Source organism: Actinoallomurus sp. CA-150999, from assembly GCF_050942425.1.
GTDB lineage: Bacteria > Actinomycetota > Actinomycetes > Streptosporangiales > Streptosporangiaceae > Actinoallomurus.
Genome location: NZ_CP192063.1, coordinates 3,933,312 through 3,957,548 on the forward strand (window position 1 = coordinate 3,933,312; position 24,237 = coordinate 3,957,548).

General features: G+C 71.6%; 21 protein-coding genes. 8 read left to right on the forward strand and 13 right to left on the reverse strand.

Annotated elements, in window-relative coordinates; all coding sequences use genetic code 11:
- Window positions 1-30 precede the first annotated feature (30 nt).
- Entirely contained in the window at window positions 31-510 is a 480-nt protein-coding gene (locus ACQP2O_RS18480) for a MarR family winged helix-turn-helix transcriptional regulator (RefSeq protein ID WP_433186288.1), read from the forward strand.
- Between the two features lie 159 nt (window positions 511-669).
- On the opposite strand, the gene ACQP2O_RS18485 is transcribed toward ACQP2O_RS18480, so the two are convergent.
- The 5 genes from ACQP2O_RS18485 to ACQP2O_RS18505 form a co-directional block, all read right to left on the reverse strand.
- Entirely contained in the window at window positions 670-3,213 is a 2,544-nt protein-coding gene (locus ACQP2O_RS18485; protein ID WP_433186290.1) for a GNAT family N-acetyltransferase, read from the reverse strand.
- Window positions 3,210-4,508: a lysine N(6)-hydroxylase/L-ornithine N(5)-oxygenase family protein gene (locus ACQP2O_RS18490; protein ID WP_433186293.1), complete on the reverse strand. Its 1,299-nt coding sequence runs from the start codon at window positions 4,506-4,508 to the stop codon at window positions 3,210-3,212. Before ACQP2O_RS18490 ends, ACQP2O_RS18485 begins: the two co-directional genes overlap by 4 nt.
- Window positions 4,492-6,057, reverse strand: coding sequence for a pyridoxal phosphate-dependent decarboxylase family protein (locus ACQP2O_RS18495; protein ID WP_433186296.1), 1,566 nt, complete (start codon window positions 6,055-6,057; stop codon window positions 4,492-4,494). The genes ACQP2O_RS18490 and ACQP2O_RS18495 overlap by 17 nt, the downstream gene beginning before the upstream one ends.
- Before the next feature lie 18 nt (window positions 6,058-6,075).
- Window positions 6,076-6,927, reverse strand: coding sequence for a siderophore-interacting protein (locus ACQP2O_RS18500; RefSeq protein ID WP_433186299.1), 852 nt, complete (start codon window positions 6,925-6,927; stop codon window positions 6,076-6,078).
- A 65-nt stretch (window positions 6,928-6,992) separates the two neighbouring features.
- Complete coding sequence (locus tag ACQP2O_RS18505; RefSeq protein ID WP_433186301.1) at window positions 6,993-8,018, reverse strand: ABC transporter substrate-binding protein; 1,026 nt, start codon at window positions 8,016-8,018, stop codon at window positions 6,993-6,995.
- Window positions 8,019-8,148: 130 nt separating this feature from the next.
- On the opposite strand from ACQP2O_RS18505, the gene ACQP2O_RS18510 reads away from it, so the two are divergent.
- From ACQP2O_RS18510 to ACQP2O_RS18525, 4 genes are all read left to right on the forward strand, one after another.
- Window positions 8,149-9,189, forward strand: coding sequence for a FecCD family ABC transporter permease (locus ACQP2O_RS18510; protein ID WP_433186304.1), 1,041 nt, complete (start codon window positions 8,149-8,151; stop codon window positions 9,187-9,189).
- Entirely contained in the window at window positions 9,186-10,226 is a 1,041-nt protein-coding gene (locus ACQP2O_RS18515; protein ID WP_433186307.1) for a FecCD family ABC transporter permease, read from the forward strand. Before ACQP2O_RS18510 ends, ACQP2O_RS18515 begins: the two co-directional genes overlap by 4 nt.
- Window positions 10,227-10,381: 155 nt before the next feature.
- Window positions 10,382-11,221, forward strand: a complete 840-nt coding sequence (locus ACQP2O_RS18520; protein ID WP_433186310.1) for an ABC transporter ATP-binding protein — start codon at window positions 10,382-10,384, stop codon at window positions 11,219-11,221.
- A gap of 63 nt (window positions 11,222-11,284) precedes the next feature.
- Window positions 11,285-12,376 (forward strand): DUF5937 family protein, encoded by a 1,092-nt coding sequence (locus tag ACQP2O_RS18525; protein ID WP_433186312.1) that lies wholly within the window; start codon window positions 11,285-11,287, stop codon window positions 12,374-12,376.
- Window positions 12,377-12,535: 159 nt separating this feature from the next.
- Here ACQP2O_RS18525 and ACQP2O_RS18530 read toward each other — a convergent pair whose 3' ends face one another.
- The 6 genes from ACQP2O_RS18530 to ACQP2O_RS18555 form a co-directional block, all read right to left on the reverse strand.
- The gene (locus ACQP2O_RS18530) at window positions 12,536-14,443 is read right to left on the reverse strand and encodes a CocE/NonD family hydrolase (protein ID WP_433186315.1); all 1,908 of its coding nucleotides are present in this window, start codon (window positions 14,441-14,443) and stop codon (window positions 12,536-12,538) included.
- Window positions 14,444-14,451: 8 nt separating this feature from the next.
- Complete coding sequence (locus tag ACQP2O_RS18535) at window positions 14,452-15,402, reverse strand: transporter substrate-binding domain-containing protein (RefSeq protein ID WP_433186318.1); 951 nt, start codon at window positions 15,400-15,402, stop codon at window positions 14,452-14,454.
- A gap of 195 nt (window positions 15,403-15,597) precedes the next feature.
- Window positions 15,598-16,842, reverse strand: coding sequence for a dipeptidase (locus ACQP2O_RS18540; RefSeq protein WP_433186321.1), 1,245 nt, complete (start codon window positions 16,840-16,842; stop codon window positions 15,598-15,600).
- Entirely contained in the window at window positions 16,839-17,618 is a 780-nt protein-coding gene (locus ACQP2O_RS18545) for an amino acid ABC transporter ATP-binding protein (protein ID WP_433191063.1), read from the reverse strand. Before ACQP2O_RS18545 ends, ACQP2O_RS18540 begins: the two co-directional genes overlap by 4 nt.
- Before the next feature lie 5 nt (window positions 17,619-17,623).
- Complete coding sequence (locus ACQP2O_RS18550; RefSeq protein ID WP_433186323.1) at window positions 17,624-18,451, reverse strand: amino acid ABC transporter permease; 828 nt, start codon at window positions 18,449-18,451, stop codon at window positions 17,624-17,626.
- Between the two features lie 511 nt (window positions 18,452-18,962).
- Complete coding sequence (locus tag ACQP2O_RS18555) at window positions 18,963-19,502, reverse strand: hypothetical protein (RefSeq protein WP_433186326.1); 540 nt, start codon at window positions 19,500-19,502, stop codon at window positions 18,963-18,965.
- Between ACQP2O_RS18555 and ACQP2O_RS18560 the strand changes: the two genes are divergently transcribed.
- The 3 genes from ACQP2O_RS18560 (at window position 19,501) to ACQP2O_RS18570 (ending at window position 22,336) form a co-directional block, all read left to right on the forward strand.
- A complete protein-coding gene (locus tag ACQP2O_RS18560; protein ID WP_433186329.1) occupies window positions 19,501-19,947 on the forward strand; it encodes a hypothetical protein in 447 nt (148 codons plus the stop codon). The genes ACQP2O_RS18555 and ACQP2O_RS18560 overlap by 2 nt on opposite strands.
- A gap of 109 nt (window positions 19,948-20,056) precedes the next feature.
- Window positions 20,057-21,301, forward strand: a complete 1,245-nt coding sequence (locus ACQP2O_RS18565; RefSeq protein WP_433186332.1) for a PP2C family protein-serine/threonine phosphatase — start codon at window positions 20,057-20,059, stop codon at window positions 21,299-21,301.
- Between the two features lie 273 nt (window positions 21,302-21,574).
- A complete protein-coding gene (locus ACQP2O_RS18570; protein WP_433186335.1) occupies window positions 21,575-22,336 on the forward strand; it encodes a FadR/GntR family transcriptional regulator in 762 nt (253 codons plus the stop codon).
- 370 nt (window positions 22,337-22,706) lie between these two features.
- Here the strand turns inward: ACQP2O_RS18570 and ACQP2O_RS18575 are convergent, their stop codons facing one another.
- Both ACQP2O_RS18575 and ACQP2O_RS18580 read right to left on the reverse strand, forming a co-directional pair.
- Window positions 22,707-23,465: a crotonase/enoyl-CoA hydratase family protein gene (locus ACQP2O_RS18575; RefSeq protein ID WP_433186338.1), complete on the reverse strand. Its 759-nt coding sequence runs from the start codon at window positions 23,463-23,465 to the stop codon at window positions 22,707-22,709.
- Window positions 23,462-24,226, reverse strand: a complete 765-nt coding sequence (locus ACQP2O_RS18580; protein ID WP_433186340.1) for an SDR family NAD(P)-dependent oxidoreductase — start codon at window positions 24,224-24,226, stop codon at window positions 23,462-23,464. The genes ACQP2O_RS18575 and ACQP2O_RS18580 overlap by 4 nt, the downstream gene beginning before the upstream one ends.
- Window positions 24,227-24,237 lie beyond the last annotated feature (11 nt).

Below are 24,237 nucleotides of genomic sequence, written 5' to 3' on the forward strand. Positions count from 1 at the left end.
GAGCGGAGGGCCTACCCTGGTGGAGTGGCAGTGACTGAACCTGATCGCAGGCGCGACTCGGCCGACGATCTACGCTGGGCCGAGTTGGCCGACCTGGTGCTCATCATCGCCCGGGAGATCCAGTTCCGCGGCTACGCCGACGAACGGGCCGTCCCGCTGTCGCAGTCCGAAGGCATGGTGATGCGCTACCTGCTCGGCGTTCCGGCCGCGCCGCCCAGCCGGATCGCCGCCGCCACCGGGCTGCAACGCACCAACCTGTCCGCCGTGCTGCGCACGTTGGAGGGCAAGGGCCTGATCGAACGCCAAGCCGACCCCGACGATGGTCGTGGCGTGACCGTACGGGCGACCCAACATGGCAAGACGAACTACGCCCTCGTCCGCCACGAGTGGGCCACAATCCTGTCCGCGGCCGCCGGTGGTGACAGCGCCGACCTGGACGCCGCACTGGGCTTTCTCCGTGCCGTGGAAGCCGCTCTGGTCAGCGCACGACCACAGTCATCAGGCCCCTGACCAGCGATGTGACCACGCCACCCCGCCAGCCCGAGGCCGGTCCCGCCGGGCCCTTCTTCGACCGCGTCATCACCTGGGTGCCGACCGGGCTTCTCCGGCCGGACACTCCCGGCCAACGGCCTGAGCCCCGCTGAGAAACGACGACGCGGCCGCTCTGTGTCAGGGGGCGAAGCGAGCGATGGGGTTGTCCAGGGTGCCGACGAGTTGCAGGGCGCCGGCCGGGTCGGCGAGGTCGACCATCTGCCGGTTGTTCCGTAGTTGCAGCCGGTTGAGGCAGGACAGCGCGAACCGCTCGGCGAACAGGTCGTATCTGGCGAACCGGTCGGCCAGGTGGGGGACCGAGTCCTGGTAGTCCACGACGCAGGCGGCCACCGTCGACCAGAACGTGTCCTCGTCGAGGGTGCCGTCCGCGTCGAGGATCGCGCTGAGGAAGCGGAAGAAGCAGTCGAAGACGTCCGTGAAGATCGACAGGATCTTCATGTCCTCGGGCACGTCCGCGCGGACGCGCTCGATCTCCGGTGGCAGCGGCCGGTCGGCGCTCATCACGCCGATCTCCTCGGCGATGTCCTTGAACATGGCGCGCTGCGGGACGCCTCGCTCGTCGAGCACGAGGATGACGTTCTCGCCGTGCGGCATGAAGACCAGGTCGTGGGCGTAGAAGCAGTGCAGGATCGGCGTCAGGTAGGCGTCGAGGTACCGGCGCAGCCAGGCGACCGGGTCCAGCCCCGACCCGTTGATCAGGGCGCTCGCGAAGGAGTCGCCCGCCCGGTCGACGTGCAGCAGCGAGGCCATGGTCGCGAGCCGCTCGCCCGGTCCGAGCAGCGGCACCGGGCTCTCCCGCCACAGCGCCGCCAGCATCTTCAGGTACGGGGAGCCCTTCGCGGAGGCGGCGGCGTACTGCTCATGGTGGTACCCGACCGCAGCACGCTCCCGCAGCACGGTCAGGCCGGTCCGCTTCAGGACCTCGTCGCCCGCGACCAGGTCGGCGACCCAGTCGTTGATGGCCGGCGTCGCCGCCATGTACTCCGCGGACAGGCCGCGCAGGAAGCCCATGTTCAGCACGGACAGGGCCGTCTTCACGTAGTGCTTCGACGGTGCGCCGACGTTGAAGAAGGTCCGGATCGACTGCTGGGCGAGGTACTCGTCCTCGCTCGGGCCGAGGAGTACGAGACGGCGCCGCGCCACCTCACCGGCGAAGGTCACCGACAGCCGGTTCCGCCACTGCCACGGGTGTACGGGAATGAGGTGGAAGTCGGCGAGGTCCAGCCCGAGGCCGGCCATCGTGGCCGCGAACCGTTCAAGGGTCGCCGTGCCCAGCTCCGCGCGCATCAGCGCGTCGTGGTCGAGGCCCGCGCCGCTCGTGAAGGTGGAGCGGTCCCGGCGCGCGGCCAGCCAGAGCAGCCGGACCGGCCGGGCGGCCTCGGGGGCGTACCACTGGTACTCCTCGGCGTCGAAGCCGAGCCGCCCGTTGTTCGCGACGAAGCAGGGGTGGCCCTCGGTCATGCCGGTCTCGACGGCCTGGAAGCCGGAAGCGACCCCGACGAGCGAGCGGAGTGAGCGGCCGACGAAGGAGGTCGCTCGCGGAGCGAGTGAGGAGCGGTGAGCGACCATGGAGCCCGCCCGCGCCAGGTCGGCCGCGCGGACCGGGGGCCGGGCGAGTTTGTACGCGCTGCTAGCGAGGGTGCTGCTGATCTCCTCCAGGTAGACCGGGAGGACCTCCTCGGTGAGGCCGAGCGTGTGCCGCAGCTCGACAACGAAATCGAGCGCGTCGAGCCGGAGCGCGGCGCCGGAGCGCCACCGGACGATGGAGTGCGCGTCGATGTCCCAGTGGTCCAGCGCGAGCACGCGCGCCGCGAACGAGTACTCCACGGTGCCGTCGTCACTGCGCACGGCGTACCGGCCGTCCGGCAGCCGCTCCGGCACCAGCAGCCGCTCGTGCGCGAACTCGGCGAGGGCCTTGCGCACCAGGAGCCGGTTCGCGTGCGCCCAGCGTCCGGGCGTCAGGTGCGCGACCGCGTCGGGACGGTCGTGCCCGGGCAGCGTCGCGTCGGGACGGTCGTGCCCGGGCAGCGTCGCGTCGGGACGGTCGTGCCCGGGCAGCGTCGCGTCGGGACGGTCGTGCCCGGGCAGCGTCGCGTCGGGACGGTCGTCTCCGCCCGGCGTCGCCTCGTACCGCTCGCGGGGGCAGACGCTCAGCAGGGCCTGCTTGTCCGGCAGGGAGACGGTGCCTACGACCTCGAAGCCCACCGTCGCGTTCAGCGCGTGCACGGCGGTGTTGCGCACGTCGGGTTCCACGATGACACGGCGCGTGCCGGGGTCGGCGAACAGCAACTCCATCACGGTGACGATGACGGCGCGGGTGAAGCCGTGGATCGGTGTGGCGGTCGGCGCGGCGAGGAAGTGCATCCCGACGTCGCCGGGGCGGGCGTCGTACACCTCGCCGAGTTCGCGGCGCGGGTCGTAGCGTTCGACGAGGAAGGCCGGGCGGCCCTCGTGCAGGCCGAGGTACGCGTCGTGGCCCGGCCGGGCGGCGATGGCCTCGAACTCCGCGACGACGCCGGACGGGCTCGCGTCGCCCATCATCCAGAACACCGACTTGGGGTGGGTGACCCATTCGTGCAGCAGCGCGGCGTCGCCGGCCGGGTCGACGGGGCGGAGTGCGAACTCACCGAGCACGTCGTCGGTACGGGAGAACACGATCACGCGGACACGACCTCCCTCGAAACCGCGGCGCCGAACTCCTGGAAGGCGATCGACCGTTCGATCGGGTAGTGCTCGCGGCCCAGCAGGCCGCGGATGACGCAGGAGTTGCGGTACGCGGCCATGCCCAGGTCGGGCGCTGTGAAGCCGTGCGTATGGAACTCGGCGTTCTGCACGTAGACGCCGCGGCCGGTCGCGTCGACGCTGTAGTCGCGCCGGACCGCGAGGCGGCCGGACTCGTCCCACCGCAGGCGGTCCCGGACCGGGGCGAGGAACGCGGGGACCTCGTACCGGTAGCCGGTGGCGAGGATCAGGCCCTCGGTGGCGAGGGTGAAGTCGCGGCCCTGCTCCTCCTGGCGCAGCCCGAGGGCGTACGAACCGGCGTCGTAGCGCGCGTCCCGCAGCGCCGTGTTGGTCATCAGCCGCGTCGGGCACGGCCGGTGCAGGCTCTTGCGGTACAGCAGGTCGAAGATCTCGTCGATGAGGCCGGTGTTGATGCCCTTGTACAGGCCCTTCTGGGCGGCGGAGAGCCGGTCACGGGTCGCGGCGGGCAGCGCGTGGAAGTAGTCGGCGTACTCCGGCGACGTCATCTCGAGCGTCAGCTTGGTGTACTCCAGCGGGAAGAACCGCGGCGATCGCGTCACCCAGTTGAGCTCGTAGCCGTGGTGGTCGATGTCCTGCAGCAGGTCGTGGTAGATCTCCGCCGCGCTCTGGCCGCTGCCGACGACCGTGACGCTGCGCTTCGCCCGCAGCGCGGACCGGTGCCGCAGGTAGTCGGCGGCGTGGATCGCGTCGCCGGGCAGGTCGCGGCAGCAGTCCGGGACGTACGGCGGCGTGCCCGTGCCCAGGACCAGGCTGCGCGCCCGGAACGTCACGCGGCCCTGTGGCTGCTCGGCATGGACGACGTACACCTCCTCGGCCTCGTCGTACTCCACGGCCGTCACGTGATGGCCGAAGCGGATCGTGGCGAGCCGGCCTGCGGCCCAGCGGCAGTAGTCGACGTACTCGGCGCGCAGCGGGAAGAAGCTCTCCCGGATGTAGAAGGAGTACAGGCGCCCGGACTCCTTCAGGTAGTTGAGGAACGAGAACGGCGAGGTCGGGTCGGCCAGCGTGACCAGGTCGGCGAGGAACGGCGTCTGCAGCGTCGTGCCGTCGAGGAGCATCCCCGGATGCCAGTCGAACTCCGGCTTGCTCTCCAGGAACACCCCGTCGAGCTCGTCGATCGGGTCGGTCAGGCAGGCGAGGCCGAGGTTGAAGGGGCCCAGTCCGATGGCGACGAAGTCATGAGGCGTGGGCAAGGTCGTCTCCCAGGTAGGCGCGGGCGTGTCCGGCGAGCAGGTCGAGGACGGCGGCGATGTCGCCTGTCGTGGTGCGCGGGTTGAGGAGCGTGAACTTCAGGTGGTGGCGGCCGTCGACGACCGTCGTGGCGACGGCGGCCGCCCCGGAGGCGGACAGCGCGGCGGCCGCGTGCAGGTTCGCCCGGTCGAGCGCTCCGGCGCTCACGCCGGGCGGCGCGTAGCGGAACACGACGGTGCTCAGCCGGGGCCGTACGACCACCTCGAAGCGCGCGTCGGCGTTCAGCAGCGCCCAGGCCTCGGCGGCCAGGTCGATCACCGCGTCGAACAGCTCGCCGACGCCGCCCGCGCCCATCATCCGCAGCGTCAGCCACAGTTTCAGCGCGTCGAACCGCCGGGTCGTCTGCAGGCTCTTGTCGACCTGGTTCGGGATGCCCCGGGCGGCGCTGCGCGCGGGGTTGAGGTAGTCGGCGTGGTACGTCACGTGCCGCAGCGCCGCCCGGTCCCGTACGAGCACCGCGCTGGAGCTGACCGGCTGGAAGAAGGACTTGTGATAGTCCACGGTGACCGAGTCGGCGCGTTCGATCCCATCGAGGAGGTGGCGCCGGCGGGACACCAGCAGGCCGCAGCCGTACGCCGCGTCGACGTGCAGCCACGCGCCCGCCGCCGCGCACAACTCGGCGATCTCCGGGAGCGGGTCGATGCTGCCGAAGTCGGTGGTCCCGGCGGTGGCGACCACCGCCATCGGCACCAGGCCCTGGCGGCGGCACCGGTCGAGCTCGCGGGCCAGCGCGCTGGGGCGCATCCGCCGGTCCCGGTCGCACGGCACGGCGACCACCGCGTCCTCGCCCAGCCCGAGCAGCCGGGCGGCCTTGACGACGCTGAAGTGCCCGCAGGCGGAGGCGAAGACGCGCAGCCGCGCGGGGTCGGCGCACGCCTCTTCGGGGGCTGGCAGCGGACGGGCGGCCTCGGCGCGCGCCTCCTCGCGGGCCGGCAGCGGAAGCGCGGTCCCGGCGCGCGCCTCTTCAGGGGCCGGCAGCGGAAGGGCGGTCCTGGCGCACGCCTCCTCGCGGGCCAGCAGCAGCGCCTGGAGGTTGGACTGCGTGCCGCCGCTGGTGAACACCCCGTCGGCGGCCGGACCCAGGCCGAGGCGCTGCGCCGTCCACTCGATCAGCCGGCGTTCGATCAGCGTGCCGCCGGCGCTCTGGTCCCAGGTGTCGAGCGAGGAGTTGACCGCCGACAGCACCGCCTCGCCGAGCAGGGCGGGGATCGCCACCGGGCAGTTCAGGTGGGCGAGGTAGCGCGGGTGGTGGAAGTAGACGGCGTCGCGGAGGTAGAGGTGTTCCAGCTCGTCGAGGGCGGCGGTCGCGTCGCCGAGTGGCCGGTCGAGGTCGACGGCGGCGACCTCTTCGGCGAGCCGGTCGGGGGCGATCCCGGTGAACGGCCGGTCCACCGAGGCGATCCGGTCCGCCACACGGCCGACGCCGGCGGTGACGAGGCTGCGGTACAGCTCGGCGGTGTGCGCGTCGAGCAGGGGCGACGTGAAGGTCACAGGTCGTCCTTCCAAGAGTCAGTCGTCGGCGGCGGCGGTGCCGGCCACGGCCTCGGCGAGCAGGTCCTCCTCGGTGGCGCCCCGGCGCCAGTAACCGGTGAAGACGACGGCGCGGCGGTCGAGGCCGCGTTCGCCGACCAGGTGCCGGCGCAGGGCCCGTACGCCGCCGGCCTCGCCTGCGATCCAGGCGTACGGGGTGCCGGCGGGCAGCGTGGCGGCCCGGACCGCGTCCAGGACGAGGCCGGGGGCGGCGCCGTCCCGGACGAGCCAGGTGACCTCGGCGTCGGCCTCCGTCGGCAGGTCCCGCACGTCGGCCGCGTGCGGCACCTCGAGCCACACCTGCGCCCGCGTGCCCGCGGGCAGCCAGGCGAGGATGCCGGCGACGGCGGGCAGCGCGGTCTCGTCCCCGGTGATCAGGACCCAGTCGGTGCCGGGCGGGGGCCGGAAGTCGACGCCGCCGTTGTCGGGGGTCGTCGGGCCGAGCACGACGACGCGGTCGCCGGGGAGGGCCTGGGCCGCCCATCGGGAGGCCGGGCCGCCGTCCCCGTGCAGGGCGAAGTCGACGTCGAGTTCGTCGGGGGCCCGGCGCTGTTCGCGCACGGTGTAGGAGCGCATCACCGCCCGTACGGCCGGGTCCATCTCCCGCCACCGCGCGAACCACTCCTCGCCCGCGTCGACGGGGACGACGGGGGCGTCCTGGTGGGGGTGGGGGAGGAAGAGCTTGAAACGCTGGTCCCGGCCGCCGGCGGCGAGAGCGGTGAGGCGTTCGCCGCCGAACGTGATCCGGACCATGGACGGGCCGAGGCTCCGGGTCCGTACGACGTGCAGGTCGAAGAAGCGGAAGGGGGCCGCGGTCGCGGTCGTGCTCACGATGGTTCTCCTGTCATCGCGGGTCAGCTCGTCGCAGGTCAGTTCGCGGGTCAACTCGTCGCGGGTCAGCGGACCTTCTTGGCCTTCTGGATCGCGGCGGCGAGTGCTTCGATGAGCGGGGCGCAGCCCGCGTGGCTGAACCTCGGCTCGCTCTGCCAGGGAGTGATCTGGCCCGCCTTCACGGCGGGCAGCTTCGCCCAGGTGGGCTTGGCCGCCAGGTCCTTGGGCTGCAGGGCGGACGTACGGGCGTCGAGCAGGATCAGGTCGGCCGGGTACTTGTCGGCGTTCTCCCAGCTGAGGTCCTCGAAGAAGCCCTGGGCGCTGACCTTGTTCGGGGCGATCAGGTCGACGCCGAGGCTGCGGAAGTAGCGCAGGTCGGCGTTGGCGTTCGGGTCGGAGACGTAGAACAGATCGGGGCTCCCGGAGGCGGCCATGACCTTGAGGCCGCCGTTCGCCTTGGCCGCCGCGCGCAGCGTCGCCGACGCCTGTTCGAACCGCGCCTTGGCGTCGGTGACCTGCCGCGCCTTGAGGTCGGCGCCGAGGGCGCCGGCGAGCTCCTCGTATCGCCGGATGGGCTCGGTCAGGAGCACCTTGGCGGCGGTGATGGCGACGCTCGGGGCGAGCGCGGCGATCTTGTCCTTGCTGTTGTCGGGCACGTACCACAGCGCGTTCGGCAGGAACATGTTGGTGACCAGCAGGTCAGGGTGCAGCGCGGCGTACTTCTCGATGTTGAACTCGCCGAAGGTGTTGCCGAGGATCGTGACCTTGTTCACGTCGAGGGTGCCGGCGAGGGGGTCCGGCCGGCCGTCCTTGAGCTTCGTGGGACCGAAGACCCCGACGATCTGATCGCCGACGCCGTAGTCGCGCAGGGCCGCGGCCGTCCCGACGTACGCGACGAGGCGCTTCGGGCGGCCCCGCACGGTGACCTTCCGCCCGCGGTCGTCGGTGAACGCCCAGGACGCGCCGCTCTTCGCCGTGCCCGATCCGCCGCCTCCGCCGCAGGCGGTGACCAGCGCGCCGGCGCCGATTCCGCCGAGCGCGGCCAGGAGGCCGCGGCGAGACAGCTGGGAGGGGGTCCGGGCATGGGGCATGACGGTGCCTTCCTTCATTGGGGGATTGGGGGGAGAGTCGGCCTCGAGCCGTGATCGAAGTTAGGTTAACCTAACCTAAGTCCGTGTTGTCCAGTGTGATCGTGCTCTCGGTCCGTAGCGGAGCTGGTACGTGTCTGTCACCAAGTCATCGAGGCCGCCGGCGGCGCCGCCCCCGGCCGCACCGGTGCGGGGAGGGCCCGCGGCGGGGCTGCTCGCCGCGCTGTTGCTCCTGCTCACCGTCGCCGCCGCCAGCCTGGCCATCGGGGCCCGGCCGTTCTCACTCGGCGAGGTGTGGCACGGGCTCTTCGACCCGCACGCGCCCGCCTACACCGTCGTCCGCGAGACCCGGCTGCCACGCACCCTGCTGGGGCTCCTGGCCGGAATCGGCCTCGGCCTCGCGGGCGGAGTGATGCAGGCGCTGACCCGCAACCCCCTCGCCGACCCCGGGCTGCTCGGCATCAACGCCGGCGCCTCGGCCGCCATCGTCTCCGCGATCACCTTCCTGGGGATCACGTCCGTGACGGGCTACGTGTGGTTCGCCTTTGCCGGGGCGGGCGCGGTCTCGGCCCTCGTCTGGGCCGTCGGCGGCGGACGCGCCGCCACGCCGGCCCGGCTCGCACTGGCCGGGGCGGCCGTCAACGCCGCGCTGTACGCCTACGTCAGCGCGGTCGAACTCCTGGACACCGCCTCGCTCGACGCCATGCGATTCTGGACCGTCGGCTCGCTGGCCACCGCACGGACCGCGACGGTGACGGGCGTCGCCCCGTTCATCGCGGCGGGCGTGCTGCTCACCGCCGTCCTCGCCCGGCCGCTCAACGCGCTGGCCCTGGGCGACGACGCCGCCCGCGCACTCGGCGCCCGCCCCGGCGGCACCCGCGTCGCCGCCATCGTCGCCGTCACCATCCTGTGCGGCGCGGCCACCGCCGCCTGCGGGCCCATCGTGTTCGTCGGCCTGATGGTGCCGCACCTCGTACGCGCGCTCACCGGCCCCGACCTACGCCGGCTCCTGCCGTACTGCGCGGTGCTCGCACCGGTGACACTGCTCGGCGCCGACGTGCTCGGCCGAGTCCTCGGCCGGCCCGCCGAGATCCAGGTGGGGATCGTCACCATGGTCGCAGGCGGCCCGGTCTTCCTGGCCGTCGTCCGGCGCGGACGGGCGGTCGGCGCATGACCCGGGCCACCGTTCTCCGGACCGCCGGCGGGTTCTCCGTACGGCTGCGGCCGCGCCCCGTGGCCGTCGGCGTCGCGTGTGCCCTCGTCGCCTTGGTCGTCGCCGTCTTCGCCATCGGCGGCGGTGACTATCCGATGAGCCCGGCGGCCGTCGTCCGCACCCTCCTCGGTCAGGGGACCCCGGCCGACACCTTCATCGTCGAGCAGGTACGGCTGCCGCGGGTGCTCACGGCGCTGCTGGCCGGCGGGGCGCTGGCGCTGTCCGGCGCAGCGTTCCAGGCCCTCGCCCGCAACCCGCTGGGCAGTCCCGACCTCCTCGGGTTCACCCAGGGCGCGGCGGCCGGGGCCCTGACCGTGATCGTCGTCATCGGTGGCGGCGGGTTCGTCCTGGCGGGCGGGGCGGTGGCCGGGGGACTGGTCACCGGAGCGGTGATCTACCTGCTGGCCTGGCGCGATGGCCTGCACGGCAACCGCCTCATCCTGGTCGGCATCGGCGTCTACGCGATCCTGACCGGTATCAACGGCTACCTGCTGACCCGCGCGAACATCCCCGACGCCGCGCGCGCCATCCTGTGGCTGACCGGCACCCTGGACGGGCGAGGCTGGGGCGACCTCGCCCCGCTGCTGGCGGTGATGGTCGTCGTCGTGCCGGTGGTGCTGCTCGGCTGCGCCCGGGGGCTGCGGATCCTGGAGATGGGCGACGACGCGGCCACGGCGCTCGGCGTCAGAGTGGACGCGGTACGGCTGGCGCTGCTGGCCGCCGCCGTCCTGCTCAGCGCGCTGGCCGCGGCGGCCACCGGCCCGGTGGCGTTCGTCGCCCTGACCTCCCCACAGCTCGCCCGGCGGCTGACCCGCGACCCGGGCCCGAACCTGCTGCCCTCGCTGTGCATGGGCGCGGCCCTCCTGGTCACCGCCGACCTGGCCGCCCAGCGGCTGATCCCCGGCCACCAGTTGCCCGTCGGCGTGGTGACCGGCGTGCTCGGCGGCGCGTACCTGGTCGGACTGCTCGCCGCCCGCCGCCGTGCGGGGCGGCTGTGAAGACCTCGGACACCTCGACGACGGAAGCAGGGAACGTGGGACACGACGGGACGCGTGAACGCGAACACCGCGCGAGCATGACATCCGAACCGGAGGGACCCGGCGCGGACACGGCATTCGAGGCGGGCGAAGACGGTGTGGGCACAGGACCCGGCATGAGGGGGGAGGGTGTTGGTGCGAGCTGCGGAACGGGCCGGGCCGGAGGCGGCGCGCCGAGGTTGCTGGGGCGGGGGCTGACCCTCGCGTACGAGCGCCGGACGGTCGCCGAAGGACTCACCGTGGCCATCCCCGACCGCTCCTTTACCGTCGTCGTGGGGCCGAACGCCTGCGGCAAGTCCACCTTGCTGCGCGCCCTCGCGCGGATGCTCAAGCCCCGCTCGGGCACCGTCCTGCTGGACGGCCAGGACATCCACACTCGGTCCACCCGGGCGGTGGCCCGGACGCTCGGCCTGCTGCCGCAGTCGTCGATCGCCCCGGACGGCATCACGGTCGCCGACCTCGTCGCGCGCGGCCGTCATCCGCACCAGGGACTGTTCCGCCAATGGTCGCGCGACGATGAGCGCGTCGTCCAGGAGTCGATGGCCGCCACCGGCGTGGCCGATCTGGCCGACGCCCACGTGGACGAGCTGTCCGGCGGCCAGCGGCAACGCGTCTGGATCGCGATGGCCTTCGCCCAGGAGACCCCGCTGCTTCTGCTCGATGAGCCGACGACCTACCTCGACATCGCCCACCAGATCGACGTCCTCGACCTGTGCGCACGCCTCCACACGGAACGGGGCCGCACGCTGGTCGCCGTCCTGCACGATCTCAACCACGCGGCACGCTACGCCGACCATCTGATCGCGATGTGCGACGGACGCGTGGTCGCTGAGGGCGACCCCTCGGCGGTGGTCACGGCCGCGATGGTCGAGGACGTCTTCGGCCTCCCCTGCCGAGTCATCGAGGATCCGGAGACCGGCACACCGCTCGTCGTCCCGGCGGCGCGGCGGAGGTGAGGACGGGGCGAGCGACGGCCTCCGCGATGAAGGCCAGGTCAGTGCCTGAGTAGGCTTCTCCCCGTGGGAATCACGCTCGATCTGGGGCACGTGCGGCGGGCCGACGTGCACGTCGGGCGGTCGCCTCTCGCCGAGCTGCTGTCGATGCTTCACATCCTCGCCGAGCCGGACCACCATCCGGAGGCCCGGCACTGGATCCGGCGGCTCGGCTCGTCCATCGACGCGGCGCTCGCCGAGGAGATGGGCGCTTTGTCGCCGCTGTGGGCGCGGCTCCGCTGCCGGCTGCTCTTTCCCCTATCGCCCCCGCTGGACGATTCCTTCGACGCGGAACTGCGGCACATCGACGCCCTCTCCCTGAACGACTTCCTCGACCTGGCCGTGCCGGGCGTGCATGGATTCCTCGAGAGCCTTCCCCCCGCGCGCAGTCTCCTGAGCGATCCGGAGGCCGCGCGCGCCTATGTCGCCCAGTGCGAACGCCGGTCCTTCCGCCGCGGGGCACTGGCCCACGACCTGGTGACATCCCCTGAGCGTGTACGGTCCCGCCTGATCGGCTTCCTGGACGACTGCGGCCGGGCGTTCTTCGGCGCGGAGTGGCGTTCGGTGCGCGATCGGCTCGGCGCGGAGGTGAGCCGGGTGCGCGCCAACGTGCGCACCCGGGATCTGGCGGACGTCCTGGCGGATCTCAGCCCGACCGCCGTGGTGTCCGAGCACAAGGCGAAGGTGAGGTACGACAAGCTCGCCATCGCGGAGATCGAGATCGGACCGCGGCCGTTGTTCCTCATCCCATCGGTGCACGGCTGGCCGCACCTGACGATCAAGCACGAGGTCCCGTACCCGGTCGTCGTCCAGTTCGCCGCTCCGGCCGAGGCGACCGGTGAACAGCTCACCCTGCGGCAGCTGCACGACCGGCTGGCGGCGTTGGCCTCACCCGGGCGGATGGAGCTGTGCCGCCACCTGCTGGGTGAGGCCATTACGACGTCGGAGCTCGCCCGGAGGGTGGGGCTGGCCGACACCCAGGTCTCCCGTACCATTCGTCAACTGCGGGAGGCCGGGCTGATCGAGTCCGAGCGGGACGGCAAGTACATCTACCACCGGCTGTCGACCAAGACGGTGCTCCGGCTGGGCCATGACGTACTGGCGACGATCATGCGCTGACGGCCCCTTCGGCCGCGTGCACGCGTGGGCCTCGGCCGGGGACCGCCGGGCCCTGGACCCGTACCCGGCTCTTCCACGCGCTCTGGCGGCACCACCACCGGGCCGACATCGGGAGCGCCACCGCCTGGAGCTGGTCTGAGACGTGGGGGAGCGGCGATATCAGGGCGTTCCCGCGTTTTCCTCCTCCCGGCGGTACGGGTCGGGTTGGGTCCACAGCACGACGGCGGACGGGCGTGCGGCGTCCATGTACACCCGGTTCACCGCGACGACCTTCCGCCGGGTAAGGGCCTCCGGCTCGCCGGTGTTCGAGTTGACGTCGAAGCGGGGGAAGTCGCTGGAGGAGATGTCCACCCGAATGCGGTGCCCGGCCTCGAAGAGGTTCGCCGTGTCCGGTGCCGGGATCTCGATCTCGTACACCCTGCCCGGGGAGAGCGGCTCGGGATGCTCGAACGACCGGTGGAAACGGCAGCGGAAGATCGCCTCTGTGAGGTTCATCGCGAAGCCGTGCGGATAGTCCTCGTTCGGGGGGTGCACGTCGACCAGCTTGACCGTGAAGTCGGTGTCCGGGGCGCTGGAGGAGACGAAGATCCGCGCGGTGACCGGACCGGTCACCGCGAGCGGCTCGGTCAGCGGCGGAGTGGCCAGCGAGATGACGTCCGGGCGGGCGCTGAGCGGCAGGTACGGCTCGCGGGCCCCGTAGATCCGCTCGTCCGGCACCTGGTCGAAGGCGCCGCCGACCATCACCGGCTCGCCGGACGTCACCTGGCCGCCGATCGTCGGCACCGGGTCGTCCGGGTCGAAGTCGTACTCCACCCACGCCGACTCCTCCTCCGGGCGGGTACGGCTCAGCTCGCCCGAGGAGCGCAGGTAGAAGGTCGTCTCGCGGGCGGCCGCGGGCGGCCACTGCGTGTCGGTCCGCCAGTGGCCGCCGTGGCGCATCCGCCCGGAGGCGTCCCGGCGGCCGTCCCCGCCGCCCATGAGGAAGTACCGAACCGGGGGGATCGCGCCGGCGTCGCCCTCCTCGCCGAGTACCGCGTCGAACCAGTGGCGCCGGAACGCCAGATACGACTCGTCCAGGTTGTCGCTCAGCGTGGCGGCCGGGCCGAAGTCCACGTCCCCGGCGTAGGTCACGCAGCGTTTGCCGTGCGTCCACGGCCCCATCACGAGATACGCGGGCGACCTCTTGAGTTCGCTCATGGCCTGGAAGTTCTCGATCGTGGACCGAACGTACGGGTCGTACCAGCTGGACATGTGCAGGGTGGCCACGTCCGGGAAGCGGTCGTAGTGACCGCGCCCGTAGATCGCCGGCTGCCGCCAGTACGCGCCGAACGCGTCGTTGCGCCACTGGTCCAGCAGGTAGGCCTCGTAGTCGGCGACCTGCCGCAGCGGTGACAGGCCCGGCCGCCAGGGCATCGCGCCGAACCAGGCGCGCAGGTCGGTGGCGGCGAACGCCTGCCGCACCAGCGGGTCGCGTTCGGCCTCCGGGCTCTCCTCGCCGTGGCGGAAGGCCCAGGTGACCTGCTTCAGCTCGAACGCGCCGCCCATGCGCATGCCCGCCTCGTACGCGCTGGCGAACCCGCCGGAGTCCATGAACATCGCCGCCAGGTGCCCGGGCGTCTCGGCCGCCGCGGCCGTCTGCGCGTGCGCGGAGTAGGACACGCCCATCATGGCGACCCGGCCGTCGCACCACGGCTGGGCGGCGATCCACTCGATCGTGTCGGCGCCGTCGGGCCCCTCGCCGAGGTACTTGACGAAGGTGCCCTCCGAGTCGCCGCGTCCCCGGCAGTCCTGCCGGACGACGTGGTATCCGGCCCGGACGAAGTACTCCGAGGTGTCCTCTGGCAGCGGCGTCGGCTCGTCGTGCCGGCTGCGGTCCGAGCCGCGCACCGCACGGCGCCCGTACGGCGTGCGCTCCAGGATGACCGGACGCGGCGGCGGGTCGGGCTCGGCGGTGTACAGGTCGGCGGCGAGCACGATTCCGTCGCGTACGGCGGTGCGCAGCACGCGACGCCAGAGTCGCCGGCCCGGAACGCGCTCGGGGGCCTCGGCCTCGGCTCCTGTGATCACGTGGTCGCTCACTTGGCCTGCGACTGCTTCGAACCGTTGACGACGATCTTCGGCTCGGCGATGGGGGACAGAGGCAGGTTCCACTTGTCAAAGAGCTTCTGGTACGTCCCGGTCTCGTCCAGCTTGTGCATGGCGTCGGCGAAGACCGATGCCAGACCGGAGCCCTTCTTGGACGCGATCCCGTAGATCGCCGTCGCCGCGGGCAGCGACATCGTGTCGTCGAGCTTGACGGTCGCGAAGCGCCCGCCCGAGCTTCCGCTGACGGCGGTGTTGGAGGCGCTTGGGGCCGCGACCGCGTCGATGCGCTTGCTCTGCAGGGCCAGCGCGGCAGAGGCGAGGTCGCCGAAGACCTGCGCGGACACCGCCGGCTTGCCGCCGGCGGTGCACTTGGCGGACAGCGCGGCGACGACGTTCTGCGTGCCCGCGCCCTTCTCGACGCCGACCTTGCGGCCGCACAGCTCCATCCCGGACTTCGGCGTGAAACCGGCGGACGTGTTGATCATGACCGTCACGAAGCTCTGCGCGAAGTCCGTCATGTCCACCTGCTGCTGGCGTTCGACGAAGTCGCCGACGGGCGCCACCAGGTCGATGCGGCCGGCCTTGATGCTGGGAATGGCCGAGTCGAGGGTCGTCTTGGTGACCTTGATCTTGATGCCCAGCATCGAGGACAGCTGCTCGGCCAGGTCGGGCGCCAGCCCGACGATCGTGCCGTCGGGCTGGTAGGTGGCGTACGGGGAGTACTCGGGGAGCCCCAGGACCAGGGTGCCGCGGGACGCGTACTCCTTCGGCACCCTCGCCTTGAGCCCGCTGTCGAGCGGCTGAACGGCGACCTTGACGGTGGCGCTCGGCTGGGGCGTGCCGCTCTTGCCCGAGCCGGCGGTCGAGTCGTTGACCGAGCAGGCGGTGAGGGCGACCGGCAGCAGCGCGGTGGCGAGGGCGGCGCGGGTGGTGATGCGCATGGGGGCGGTTCCGTTCCGTGAGGTACTGCGGGACATGAGGGAGAGCGGGGACGCGCGGCGCGGCCACCGCTCCGGCGGGGCGGTCACGCGCCTGGTGATGGGACCGTCCGGTGCCGCGCGCGGCCGCTCGACGGTGCGGTCACCGGATCCGGCGGCGCGGTCGCCCGCCGGGCGGTGCGTCGTCCGGAGGGGCGGTCATCCGCCCCAGACGGCGGCGGCGACCCTGTGCACGTTGCCGCCCGCGAGCTTGGCCACGTCGTCCTCGGCGTAGCCGCGGTCGAACAGCCACCGGATCATGTTCCGTACGGCCTCGGCCGGGTTCTCACACCCGTGGACGTACTCGACCTTCTCGTGCGGCGGCAGCTCCAGCCCGGGGGCGTCGTCCTTGCCGAACAGCGGGGCGAAGACCTTGTGCCAGGCCGCGTGGTCGCCGAAGTTGGTGTCCGGGCCGAAGGCGACGTGGTCGATGCCGACCAGGTCGACGCAGCGCTCGACGTGCTCCATCACCGAGTCGAGACAGTGCCGGGGATGCGTCTCCGTGATCGTGGTGTGCGGCGCGGCCTCGATCCCGATGAAGCCGCCCGACTCGGCGCAGGCGACGATGACGTCGTCCGGCTTCATACGGGGCGTCGGCCACAGCGCTCGCGACCCGGCGTGCGTGATGACCACGGGCGCCGTGGAGTGGCGCACGGCGTCCAGCGCGGTCGCGTCGCCGGTGTGCGAGACGTCCACGATGATGCCGAGGTCGTTCATCCGGCGCAGCGCGCGCCGGCCGAGCCTGGTCAGCCCGGCGTCACCGGTGTCGGCGAGGCCCGAGCCGAGCTGGTTGCTCTCGCTGTAGACCAGGCCGAGGAGCCGGACGCCCAGCCCGTACAGGATGTCGAGCCGGTCGACGTCGTTGCCGATCGGGCTGGCCGACTCCAGGGTGAGCACGACCCCGACCCTGCCGTCCGCGTGGGCCCGGCGGGCGTCGTCGAGCGTGCGCACGGGGGCCAGGAGGCGCTGATGGGCCCAGTCGGCCTGGCGCATCGCCAGGTCGCTCACCGCGTCGTCCCAGTCGAACGGCGTATGGGAGCGGATCATGCTCACGGCGGCGGGTCCGCCGTCGAAGAAGAGGTCGACGCCCGAGTGCGCGATGCCCTCGTACGGCATGAACTCACGTCCGTGCCGCCGGTACTCGGGGAAGTCGGCCGGGTCGGCGGGGCGCAGCGACAGGTGGTCGTGCGCGGACACGACGATGTGCCGCTCCTCGAAGTCCCGGGCGCGGGCCTCCACGTCGTCGCTCCACTCGATCGAGGCGTCGGGGACGCGCCCGACGGCCGGGACCAGGCCGAAGTCGCGGTAGTCCCGTCCGGCCGTCAGGTACCGGTAGGAGCGGTAGGAGTCCCAGAGTGCCAGCCGTTCGCGGGTCTTACGGGGAAGGGGCCGATCGGTGCTCATGCTGTGACCTTCGAGAGGAACGCGCGGGTACGGTCGTGGACGGGCTCGTGGATGACCTGCTCGGGAGGCCCCTGCTCGACGATGCGGCCTCCGTCCAGGAAGACGACGCGGTCGGCCACGTCGGCGGCGAACCGCATCTCATGGGTGACGATGATCATGGTCATCCCCTCACCGGCGAGGTCGCGCATGACGCCCAGCACCTCCTGGACCATCTCCGGGTCCAGGGCGGAGGTCGGCTCGTCGAAGAGCATCACCTTGGGCCGCATCGCGAGGGCGCGGGCGATGGCCACGCGCTGCTGCTGGCCGCCGGACAGCTTCTCGGGGTAGCTGTCGAGTTTGTGGCTCAGGCCGACGCGGTCCATCAGCCGCTCGGCGCGCTCGTTCGCCTCGGCCTTCGACAGCTTCAGGACACGACAGGGGGCCGCGACGATGTTCTCCCGGGCGGTCAGGTGCGGGAACAGATTGAAGCTCTGGAACACCATGCCCATCGCGGCGCGCTGGACGGCGAGCTCGCGGCTGCCGAGCTCGACCAGGGTGTCGCCCCTCCGCTGGTAGCCGATGATCTCCCCGTCGACGAGGACGACACCGCTGTCCGGCGTCTCAAGGTGGTTGACGCAGCGCAGCAGCGTGCTCTTTCCGGAGCCGGACGGGCCGATGAGGCACACCGTCTCACCGGAACGCACGTCGAGCGATATTCCGCCCAGAACCTCGGTTCCGCGAAAGGCCTTGCGTATCTCGAGGAGAGAGACGATCGGCGGCGCTTCCGATTCCGTCAGGGCCGTCACAGTGAATACTCGATCCTCTTCGAAGTGTCGATCTTCTCGGTATGCGCAGCGGTGTGCCGGGAAAGTCGCCGCTCCAGGCGCTGTTGCGCGAGGGTCAGAATTCCCGTGATGATCGCGTACCAGAGGGCCGCGACGATGAGCAGCGGGACGGTCTGGAAATTCTTCGCGTAGATGAGCTGCACGGAGTACAGCAGATCGGCCAGTGAGATGACGCTGACGAGCGAGGTGGCCTTGAGGAGGGAGATCAGCTCGTTGCCCATCGGCGGCACGATGATGCGCAGCGCCTGCGGCAACGTGATCTTGAAGAACGTCTGGGTGGGTGTCAGCCCGAGCGCCGCCGAGGCCTGTCGCTGGCCGTCCGGCACGGAGAGCAGGCCGGCCCGGATCAACTCGGCGATGTAGGCCGTCTCGTGCAGGGTCAGCCCGATGACCGCCGCGGTCAACGGACTCAGCAGGGAATTGACGCCGAACGTCACGAAACGCGGACCCCAGGGAATGCCGAGCGACAGGGTGGGGAAGAGCGCGGCGAGGTTGTACCAGAACAACAGTTGCACCAGCATCGGAATGCTGCGGAAGATCCAGATGAAGGCCGCGGACGCCATCGCGAGAGGCCGCGACGCGCTCATGCGCATGAGTGCGACGACCGTTCCGCAGACAAGGGACAGCACCATCGTCACGGCGGTCATTCCGATACTGACCCCGATGCCCTGGATGATGCGGATCTCGAAGAAGTAGCGGCCGACCGTTCCCCACTCGAAACGGGGGTTGGTGAATATCGTCGTCACCGCCATGGCGGTGAAGACGAGAACGATGACATTCGCCACCCATCGGGCTCGATGTCGACGTTCGGTGCGCTTGAGTGAAAGCACATCTGAGTGCTTTCCGAGATTCATCTCTTCGATCAATGTGGCCTTCAAATGATGACGGGTCGGGGTGGCGAATGCTGCATTCTAAGACACTGGTCATTGGCTACCGCAAACGATTGACGTGAATGCGTCAATCGTTAACGGCGATTTGTGCTCGCCGGTCGATGCCGGCGCGCGGCGGAGGCGGAGGCGGGTCGATCTGCCCGCTGACCAGCATAGAGACGCGTCCGACGACGCCCAGTCGCCCTCTAAAGATCACCATTCGGTAGTAGGCGGTGCAGTCCTCGGCAAAACCGGCCCTGCGATCCGCGAGCGGGAACGGTGATGGCCTCGTTGTCGAAAAAGATCTCTGCGAAGAGCCACTAGATGATCGACTTTCCGGCGGCCGCCCTCTGGCGGCGGCCACGGCGGTCGCCGTCGGCGGTCTCAGGGCGGTCCTGGGCGCCGGAACCCGCGCTCTCGGCCGTCTCTACACCTGCACGGTTCCCCTGGTCGGGGCCAGGACCGTGGCGGTCGACGGCACCCCGGTCGAGGAGGTCTTCGGGCCGCCGTGCCGGGTGATCGACGATCCGGAGACCGGCACGCCGCTGGTCGTCCCGGCCGCACGGCAGCGGTGGGGGTCGCATGGTCGACGGCGGACAAAGATTCCGTCGAACCGCGTTTCACCGGCCCCGCCCGCCGCTACGCCCGTGGTGATCTCGTCGCCGAGAAGGATCTCTGCGAAGGGGGACCAGATGATCAAGTCGCTCGGCGGGCGTTCGGCGGTCGTGGCCAGGGCCGCCACGGCCGGGACCGCCATTGGCAGGGCCGCGACGGCCGGGATCGCGACGGCCCGGATCTCGGCAGCCGGGATCGCCATGGGCAGGGTCGCTACGGTCGGGGTCGCCGTGGTCGGAGTCGCTACGGTCGGGGTCGCCGTGGTCGGTGTCCCTATGGCCGGGGCCGCCGTGGCCGCCGTGGCCGGGGTCGCCTTGTCGCCGGTGAACGCGCGCGCGGACCGTTTCTCCATGACCTACACGTGCGCGATTCCGCTGCTGGGAACACGGTCCGTGGACCTCGACGGTACGCTCACCGCGGCGCCGAACCGGCTCCCGGCCGATACGGCCACACGGGTCGGCCTGCACATCTCCCGGATGAGCCTTCGGCCTCCGGTCGCCGTCGACTCCTGGACGGCCACGGCCGACATCGACGTCACCGGCGCGGAGTCCGCCGCGTTCCGGGTGACGGGGTCCGGTGGGTCGGTGCCCGCGTACCAGTCGGTCACCGGCGACCTGTCGGGCGGATGGATCCCGAAGGCGGCGGGCGTCGACCGATTGCGGATCGGCAGGGTCGTCGTCACGGCGCGGACCGCGGCCTTCGGCGAGGCCACGGCGTCGTGCACGCCGAAGAAACCGCGGCCGGTCGCCGAGCTCCTGACGGTCCTCGCCCCCGACGACGGGTCCGCGCCGGGATGAGACGCCGCCAGGCATGATCCGGGACGATCCCCGGAGAGCGATTCATGCCTGATCATCCGAAATCCCGTAGATTTATCGAGGGGGAAGGCATGCACTTAGAGAGCATGTGATGGAACGGGACATCGATTATCGGGCCCTGTTCGCCGCGGCGCCCAGCCCATGCCTGGTCCTGACACCTGAGCTGATCATCGTTGACGTCAATCAGGCATACCTGGAAGCGACCCGGTGCGAGCGGGATGACCTACTCGGCCAGTACATCTTCGACGCGTTTCCCGACAATCCGGCGGATCCGACCGCCGACGGGACGCGTAACCTCAGCGCCTCTTTGCGTCGGGCCCTGACGACGGGGCGGCGGGACACCATGGCGACCCAGAAGTATGACATCCCGGTCGCCGGCCGCCCCGGCGTGTTCGAGGAACGCTTCTGGAGCCCGATCAACACGCCGATCCTGGGCCCGGACGGAAAGGTCACGCTGCTGATCCACCGTGTCGAGGACGTGACCGCCTTCGTCCGGGAACGGAACCGGATCCACGGCGGCCGGGTGCGGGACCTGCGCGAGCGCGGAGAGGAGATGGAGGCCGAGCTGTATGCCCGCGCCAAGGAACTGCAGGAGCTCAACGAACAGCTGAGGCAGGCCCACGCCCGGGAGCGCAGGGTGGCGCTGGCGCTCCAGCAGTCCATGCTCCCCGCGATGATCCCGTCCCAGCACCGGGACGCGGCCGTCCGCTACCTGCCCGCCGTCGGCTCGCTGAACGTCTGCGGCGACTGGTACGACCTGGTCGATCTGACCGCGAGCCGCCTCGCGGTGGCCGTCGGGGACGTCGTCGGCCACGGCCTGTCGGCGGCGGGCGTGATGGGCCAGCTGCGCAGCGCCCTGAGCGCGACGATCCGTACCGTGGACGGGCCCGCCGAGGCACTGAACATCCTCGGCCTCTACGCCCGCTACGTCGACGGGGCGCTGGCGACGACCGCCGTTCAGACCGTCATCGACCGGGACGCCCACACGATCGACTACAGCTGCGCGGGGCACCTCCCGCCCATGCTGGCGAGCCCCGGCCGGGGCGTCGAACTCCTCGACCAGGCGACTGATCCCCCGCTGGGCGCGCGCCCCGACCACATCCCGCGGCCCCAGGCCACCCGGGCGTACGAGGAGGGGAGTGTCCTCGCCCTCTACACCGACGGCCTCGTCGAACGCCGTGACGAGGACATCGACGTCGGCCTGGATCGGCTGGCCGACAGCCTCGTCCGTCACCGCACGCTCGCTCCGGAACGGCTGGCCGACGCCGTCCTCGCCGACCTCGAGGTGTCCTGCGGCGCCAGCGACGACATCGCCCTCGTCGTCGTCCGTCTGTGAGGGGGGCCAACAACAGGTGAAGGAGGAGTTTCACCAAGCGCTGGGCGACTCGGAGGAGACGCGGGCCGGCGCCTCGCCGAACGACGTCGGCGCGGTGCGGCCGGATGAGACTGGGCGGCCGGCGATCCCCGGACGAGGACGTCCCTGCCGAGGCCAAGGCGCTGCGCGATGAGCAGAGCCGCCGACCCGTGCCTGGCCGGGCGAGGACGATCCGCATCGGCCTGTTGCGCCGATCGCGCCGTGGCGTACGCCGGAATCCGTATCCTTATCATCATGATGATGTCTTGGGGCATGGACGAGGACGCGGCTCCCCGCAAGCGGATCAAGCGAGGGACCAAGGTCGCCGAGTCGCTGGCCCAGGAGATCGTCCGCGAGATCGTCGCCCGTAAGCTCGAGCCCGGCACCGTCCTGCCGTCCGAGGCCGAGATGATCGAAGAGTACGGCGTCGGGCGCGGTTCGCTGCGCGAGGCGCTGCGCATCCTCGAGGTGCACGGGCTCATCACGATGAAGCCGGGGCGTCACGGCGGCCCGATGCTCATCGAAGTCGGCACCCGCGACTATGGCCGGATGTCGACCCTCTTCTACCACCTGGGCGGGGTCACCTTCGGCGAGCTGATGGACGCGCGGCTCGTCCTGGAGCCGATGATGGCGCGGATCGCGGCCCAGCGGAACGACCCCTCGCTGGAGAAACGGCTCGCCGAGGCGGACGACCCGTCCGTGGTGGACGACGAAGGCGCGTATTTCGCCGCCACTCACGACTTCCACCAGCGGGTCGCCGCGATGTCCGGCAACCCGATCCTCAACCTGGTGACCCTGTCGCTGGAGCACATCTTCCACGACCAGGTCAGCGGGCTGCTGTTCCCCCGGGAGCGGCGCGACGAGGTCATGGCCGCGCACCAGGCGATCGCCCGGGCCATCGCCAAGGGCCGGGCCGCCGAGGCCGAGCGTCTCATGCGCCAGCACATGCAGGAGTACGCCGACTTCGTACGCCGACGCCACCCGCACCTCGTCAATGAGGTTGTCGACTGGCGATAGGCGCGGGCCCGGCACGGCGGCCGGTGCCGGAGATCGCCCGGCGGCCGCGTCACCGCGGAGATCGCCCGGTGGCCGGGGTCCGCGCAGATCGCCCGGCGGCCGCGTCACCGCGGAGATCGCCCGGTGGCCGGGGTCCGCGCAGATCGCCCGGCGGCCGCGTCACCGCGGAGATCGCCCGGTGGCCGGGGTCCGTGCGGATCGCTCCTGGTGGTCGCGTCGCTGAGGGGATCGTCCGGCGGTCGGGGTCCGTGCGGATCGCTCCTGGTGGTCGCGTCGCTGAGGGGATCGTCCGGCGGTCGGGGTCCGTGCGGATCGCCCCCCCGGCAGTCGTGTCACTGAGGAGATCGCGCGGTGCCTCGTCGGGGATCGCTCAGCGGCCGCGCCATACCGGGGAGCGCCTCTCGGTGAACGCGGTCGCGCCCTCGCGGGCGTCCTCCGACGACCGTACGGGCTCGTAGATCTCGTTCTGCCGGGCGAACGCCTCGTCGGCCGGCCACTGGCCGCTCTCGTACAGGACGCGCTTGGTGGCCCGTACGCCCAGCGGGCCGTTGGCGGCGATCCGTGTGGCGAGGGCCTTCGCCTCGGTCAGGGCCTCTCCGTGGGGCGTCAGCCGGTTGACGAGCCCCGCCTCGTGCGCCTCGGCGGCGCTGATTCGATCACCCGTGAGCGCCCATTCGGTGGCCTTTCCGAGGGGCACCTTCCGGGGGAGTCGCAGCAGCCCGCCGCCCCCGGCCATCAGGCCACGGCGTACCTCCGGCAGGCCGAACCACGCGTCGTCGGCGGCGACGATCAGGTCGCAGGCCAGGGCGATCTCGAACCCGCGGGCCAGCGCGTACCCCTCGACGGCGGCGATGAGGGGCTTGGCCGGCGGCGCCTCGACCAGGCCGGCGAAACCGCGGCCCGGCACCGCCGGGCGCTCCCCGGCGAGGAACGCCTTGAGGTCCATTCCGGCGCAGAACGTGCCGCCCGCCCCGGTCAGGACGCCGGCGAAGAGCGAGTCGTCCTCGTCGAGCCGTGCCATCGCGGCCCCGATCGCCTCGGCGGTGGCGGTGTTGATGGCGTTGCGGACGTCCGGCCGGTCGATGGTGACGACGAGGACGGCGTCCTCGCGCTCGGTCCGGACGCTCACCGGGCCTGCATCCGGATCGCGCCGTCCAGCCGGATCGTCTCGCCGTTCAGCATCGGGTTGTCCACGATCTGCAGGGCGAGCCGCGCGTACTCGTCCGGTGCGCCGAGCCGGCGCGGATGCGGCGCCATCGTCGCGAGCGAGTCCCGTACCTTCTCCGGCAGCCGCGCCAGGATGGGGGTGTCGAACAGGCCGGGCGCGATCGTGCAGACGCGGATCAGCTTCGAGGCCAGGTCCCGGGCGGCCACCAGGGTCATCCCGACGATGCCCGCCTTGGCCGAGGCGTAGGGGAGCTGGCCGATCTGCCCCTCCCACGCGGCGACGGAGGCGGTGAGCACGCAGACGCCGCGCTCGTCCTCGACCGGTTCGTTGCGGGCCATCCGCGTCGCTGCGAGCCGCAGGGCGTTGAAGGTGCCGATGAGGTTGACCCGCACGACCGACTCGTACAGTTCGAGCGAGCCGGGTTCACCGGCCGAGTCCACGATCCGCATCGCGCCGCCGCGCCCCGCGCAGTGCACGAGCGTCCGCAGCGGCGCCAGCTCCTCAGCGGCGTCCAGCGCGGCGTTCACGCCGGTGGGGTCGGTGACGTCGGCGGCGACGAAGCGGGTCTTTCCGCCGAGGTCCGCGGCGATCGCCGCGCCGTCGGACCGGGGCAGGTCCAGCAGCACGGTGGGTACTCCCGCGCCCACCAGCCGCCGGGCGGTCGCGAGCCCGAGTCCCGATGCCCCGCCCGTGACGACGGCCGATCCCGATGTGACGTCCATGATGTCCTTCC

What these genes read in the sequence shown, in the direction of transcription:
- ACQP2O_RS18505 (WP_433186301.1), bottom strand. Translation starts at nt 8,018, where the DNA reads ATGCCCCATGCCCGGACCCCCTCCCAGCTGTCTCGCCGCGGCCTCCTG.
- ACQP2O_RS18515 (WP_433186307.1), top strand. Translation starts at nt 9,186, where the DNA reads ATGACCCGGGCCACCGTTCTCCGGACCGCCGGCGGGTTCTCCGTACGG.
- ACQP2O_RS18520 (WP_433186310.1), top strand. Translation starts at nt 10,382, where the DNA reads ATGAGGGGGGAGGGTGTTGGTGCGAGCTGCGGAACGGGCCGGGCCGGA.
- ACQP2O_RS18535 (WP_433186318.1), bottom strand. Translation starts at nt 15,402, where the DNA reads ATGCGCATCACCACCCGCGCCGCCCTCGCCACCGCGCTGCTGCCGGTC.
- ACQP2O_RS18540 (WP_433186321.1), bottom strand. Translation starts at nt 16,842, where the DNA reads ATGAGCACCGATCGGCCCCTTCCCCGTAAGACCCGCGAACGGCTGGCA.
- ACQP2O_RS18560 (WP_433186329.1), top strand. Translation starts at nt 19,501, where the DNA reads ATGACCTACACGTGCGCGATTCCGCTGCTGGGAACACGGTCCGTGGAC.
- ACQP2O_RS18555 (WP_433186326.1), bottom strand. Translation starts at nt 19,502, where the DNA reads ATGGAGAAACGGTCCGCGCGCGCGTTCACCGGCGACAAGGCGACCCCG.
- ACQP2O_RS18565 (WP_433186332.1), top strand. Translation starts at nt 20,057, where the DNA reads ATGGAACGGGACATCGATTATCGGGCCCTGTTCGCCGCGGCGCCCAGC.
- ACQP2O_RS18570 (WP_433186335.1), top strand. Translation starts at nt 21,575, where the DNA reads ATGATGATGTCTTGGGGCATGGACGAGGACGCGGCTCCCCGCAAGCGG.
- ACQP2O_RS18580 (WP_433186340.1), bottom strand. Translation starts at nt 24,226, where the DNA reads ATGGACGTCACATCGGGATCGGCCGTCGTCACGGGCGGGGCATCGGGA.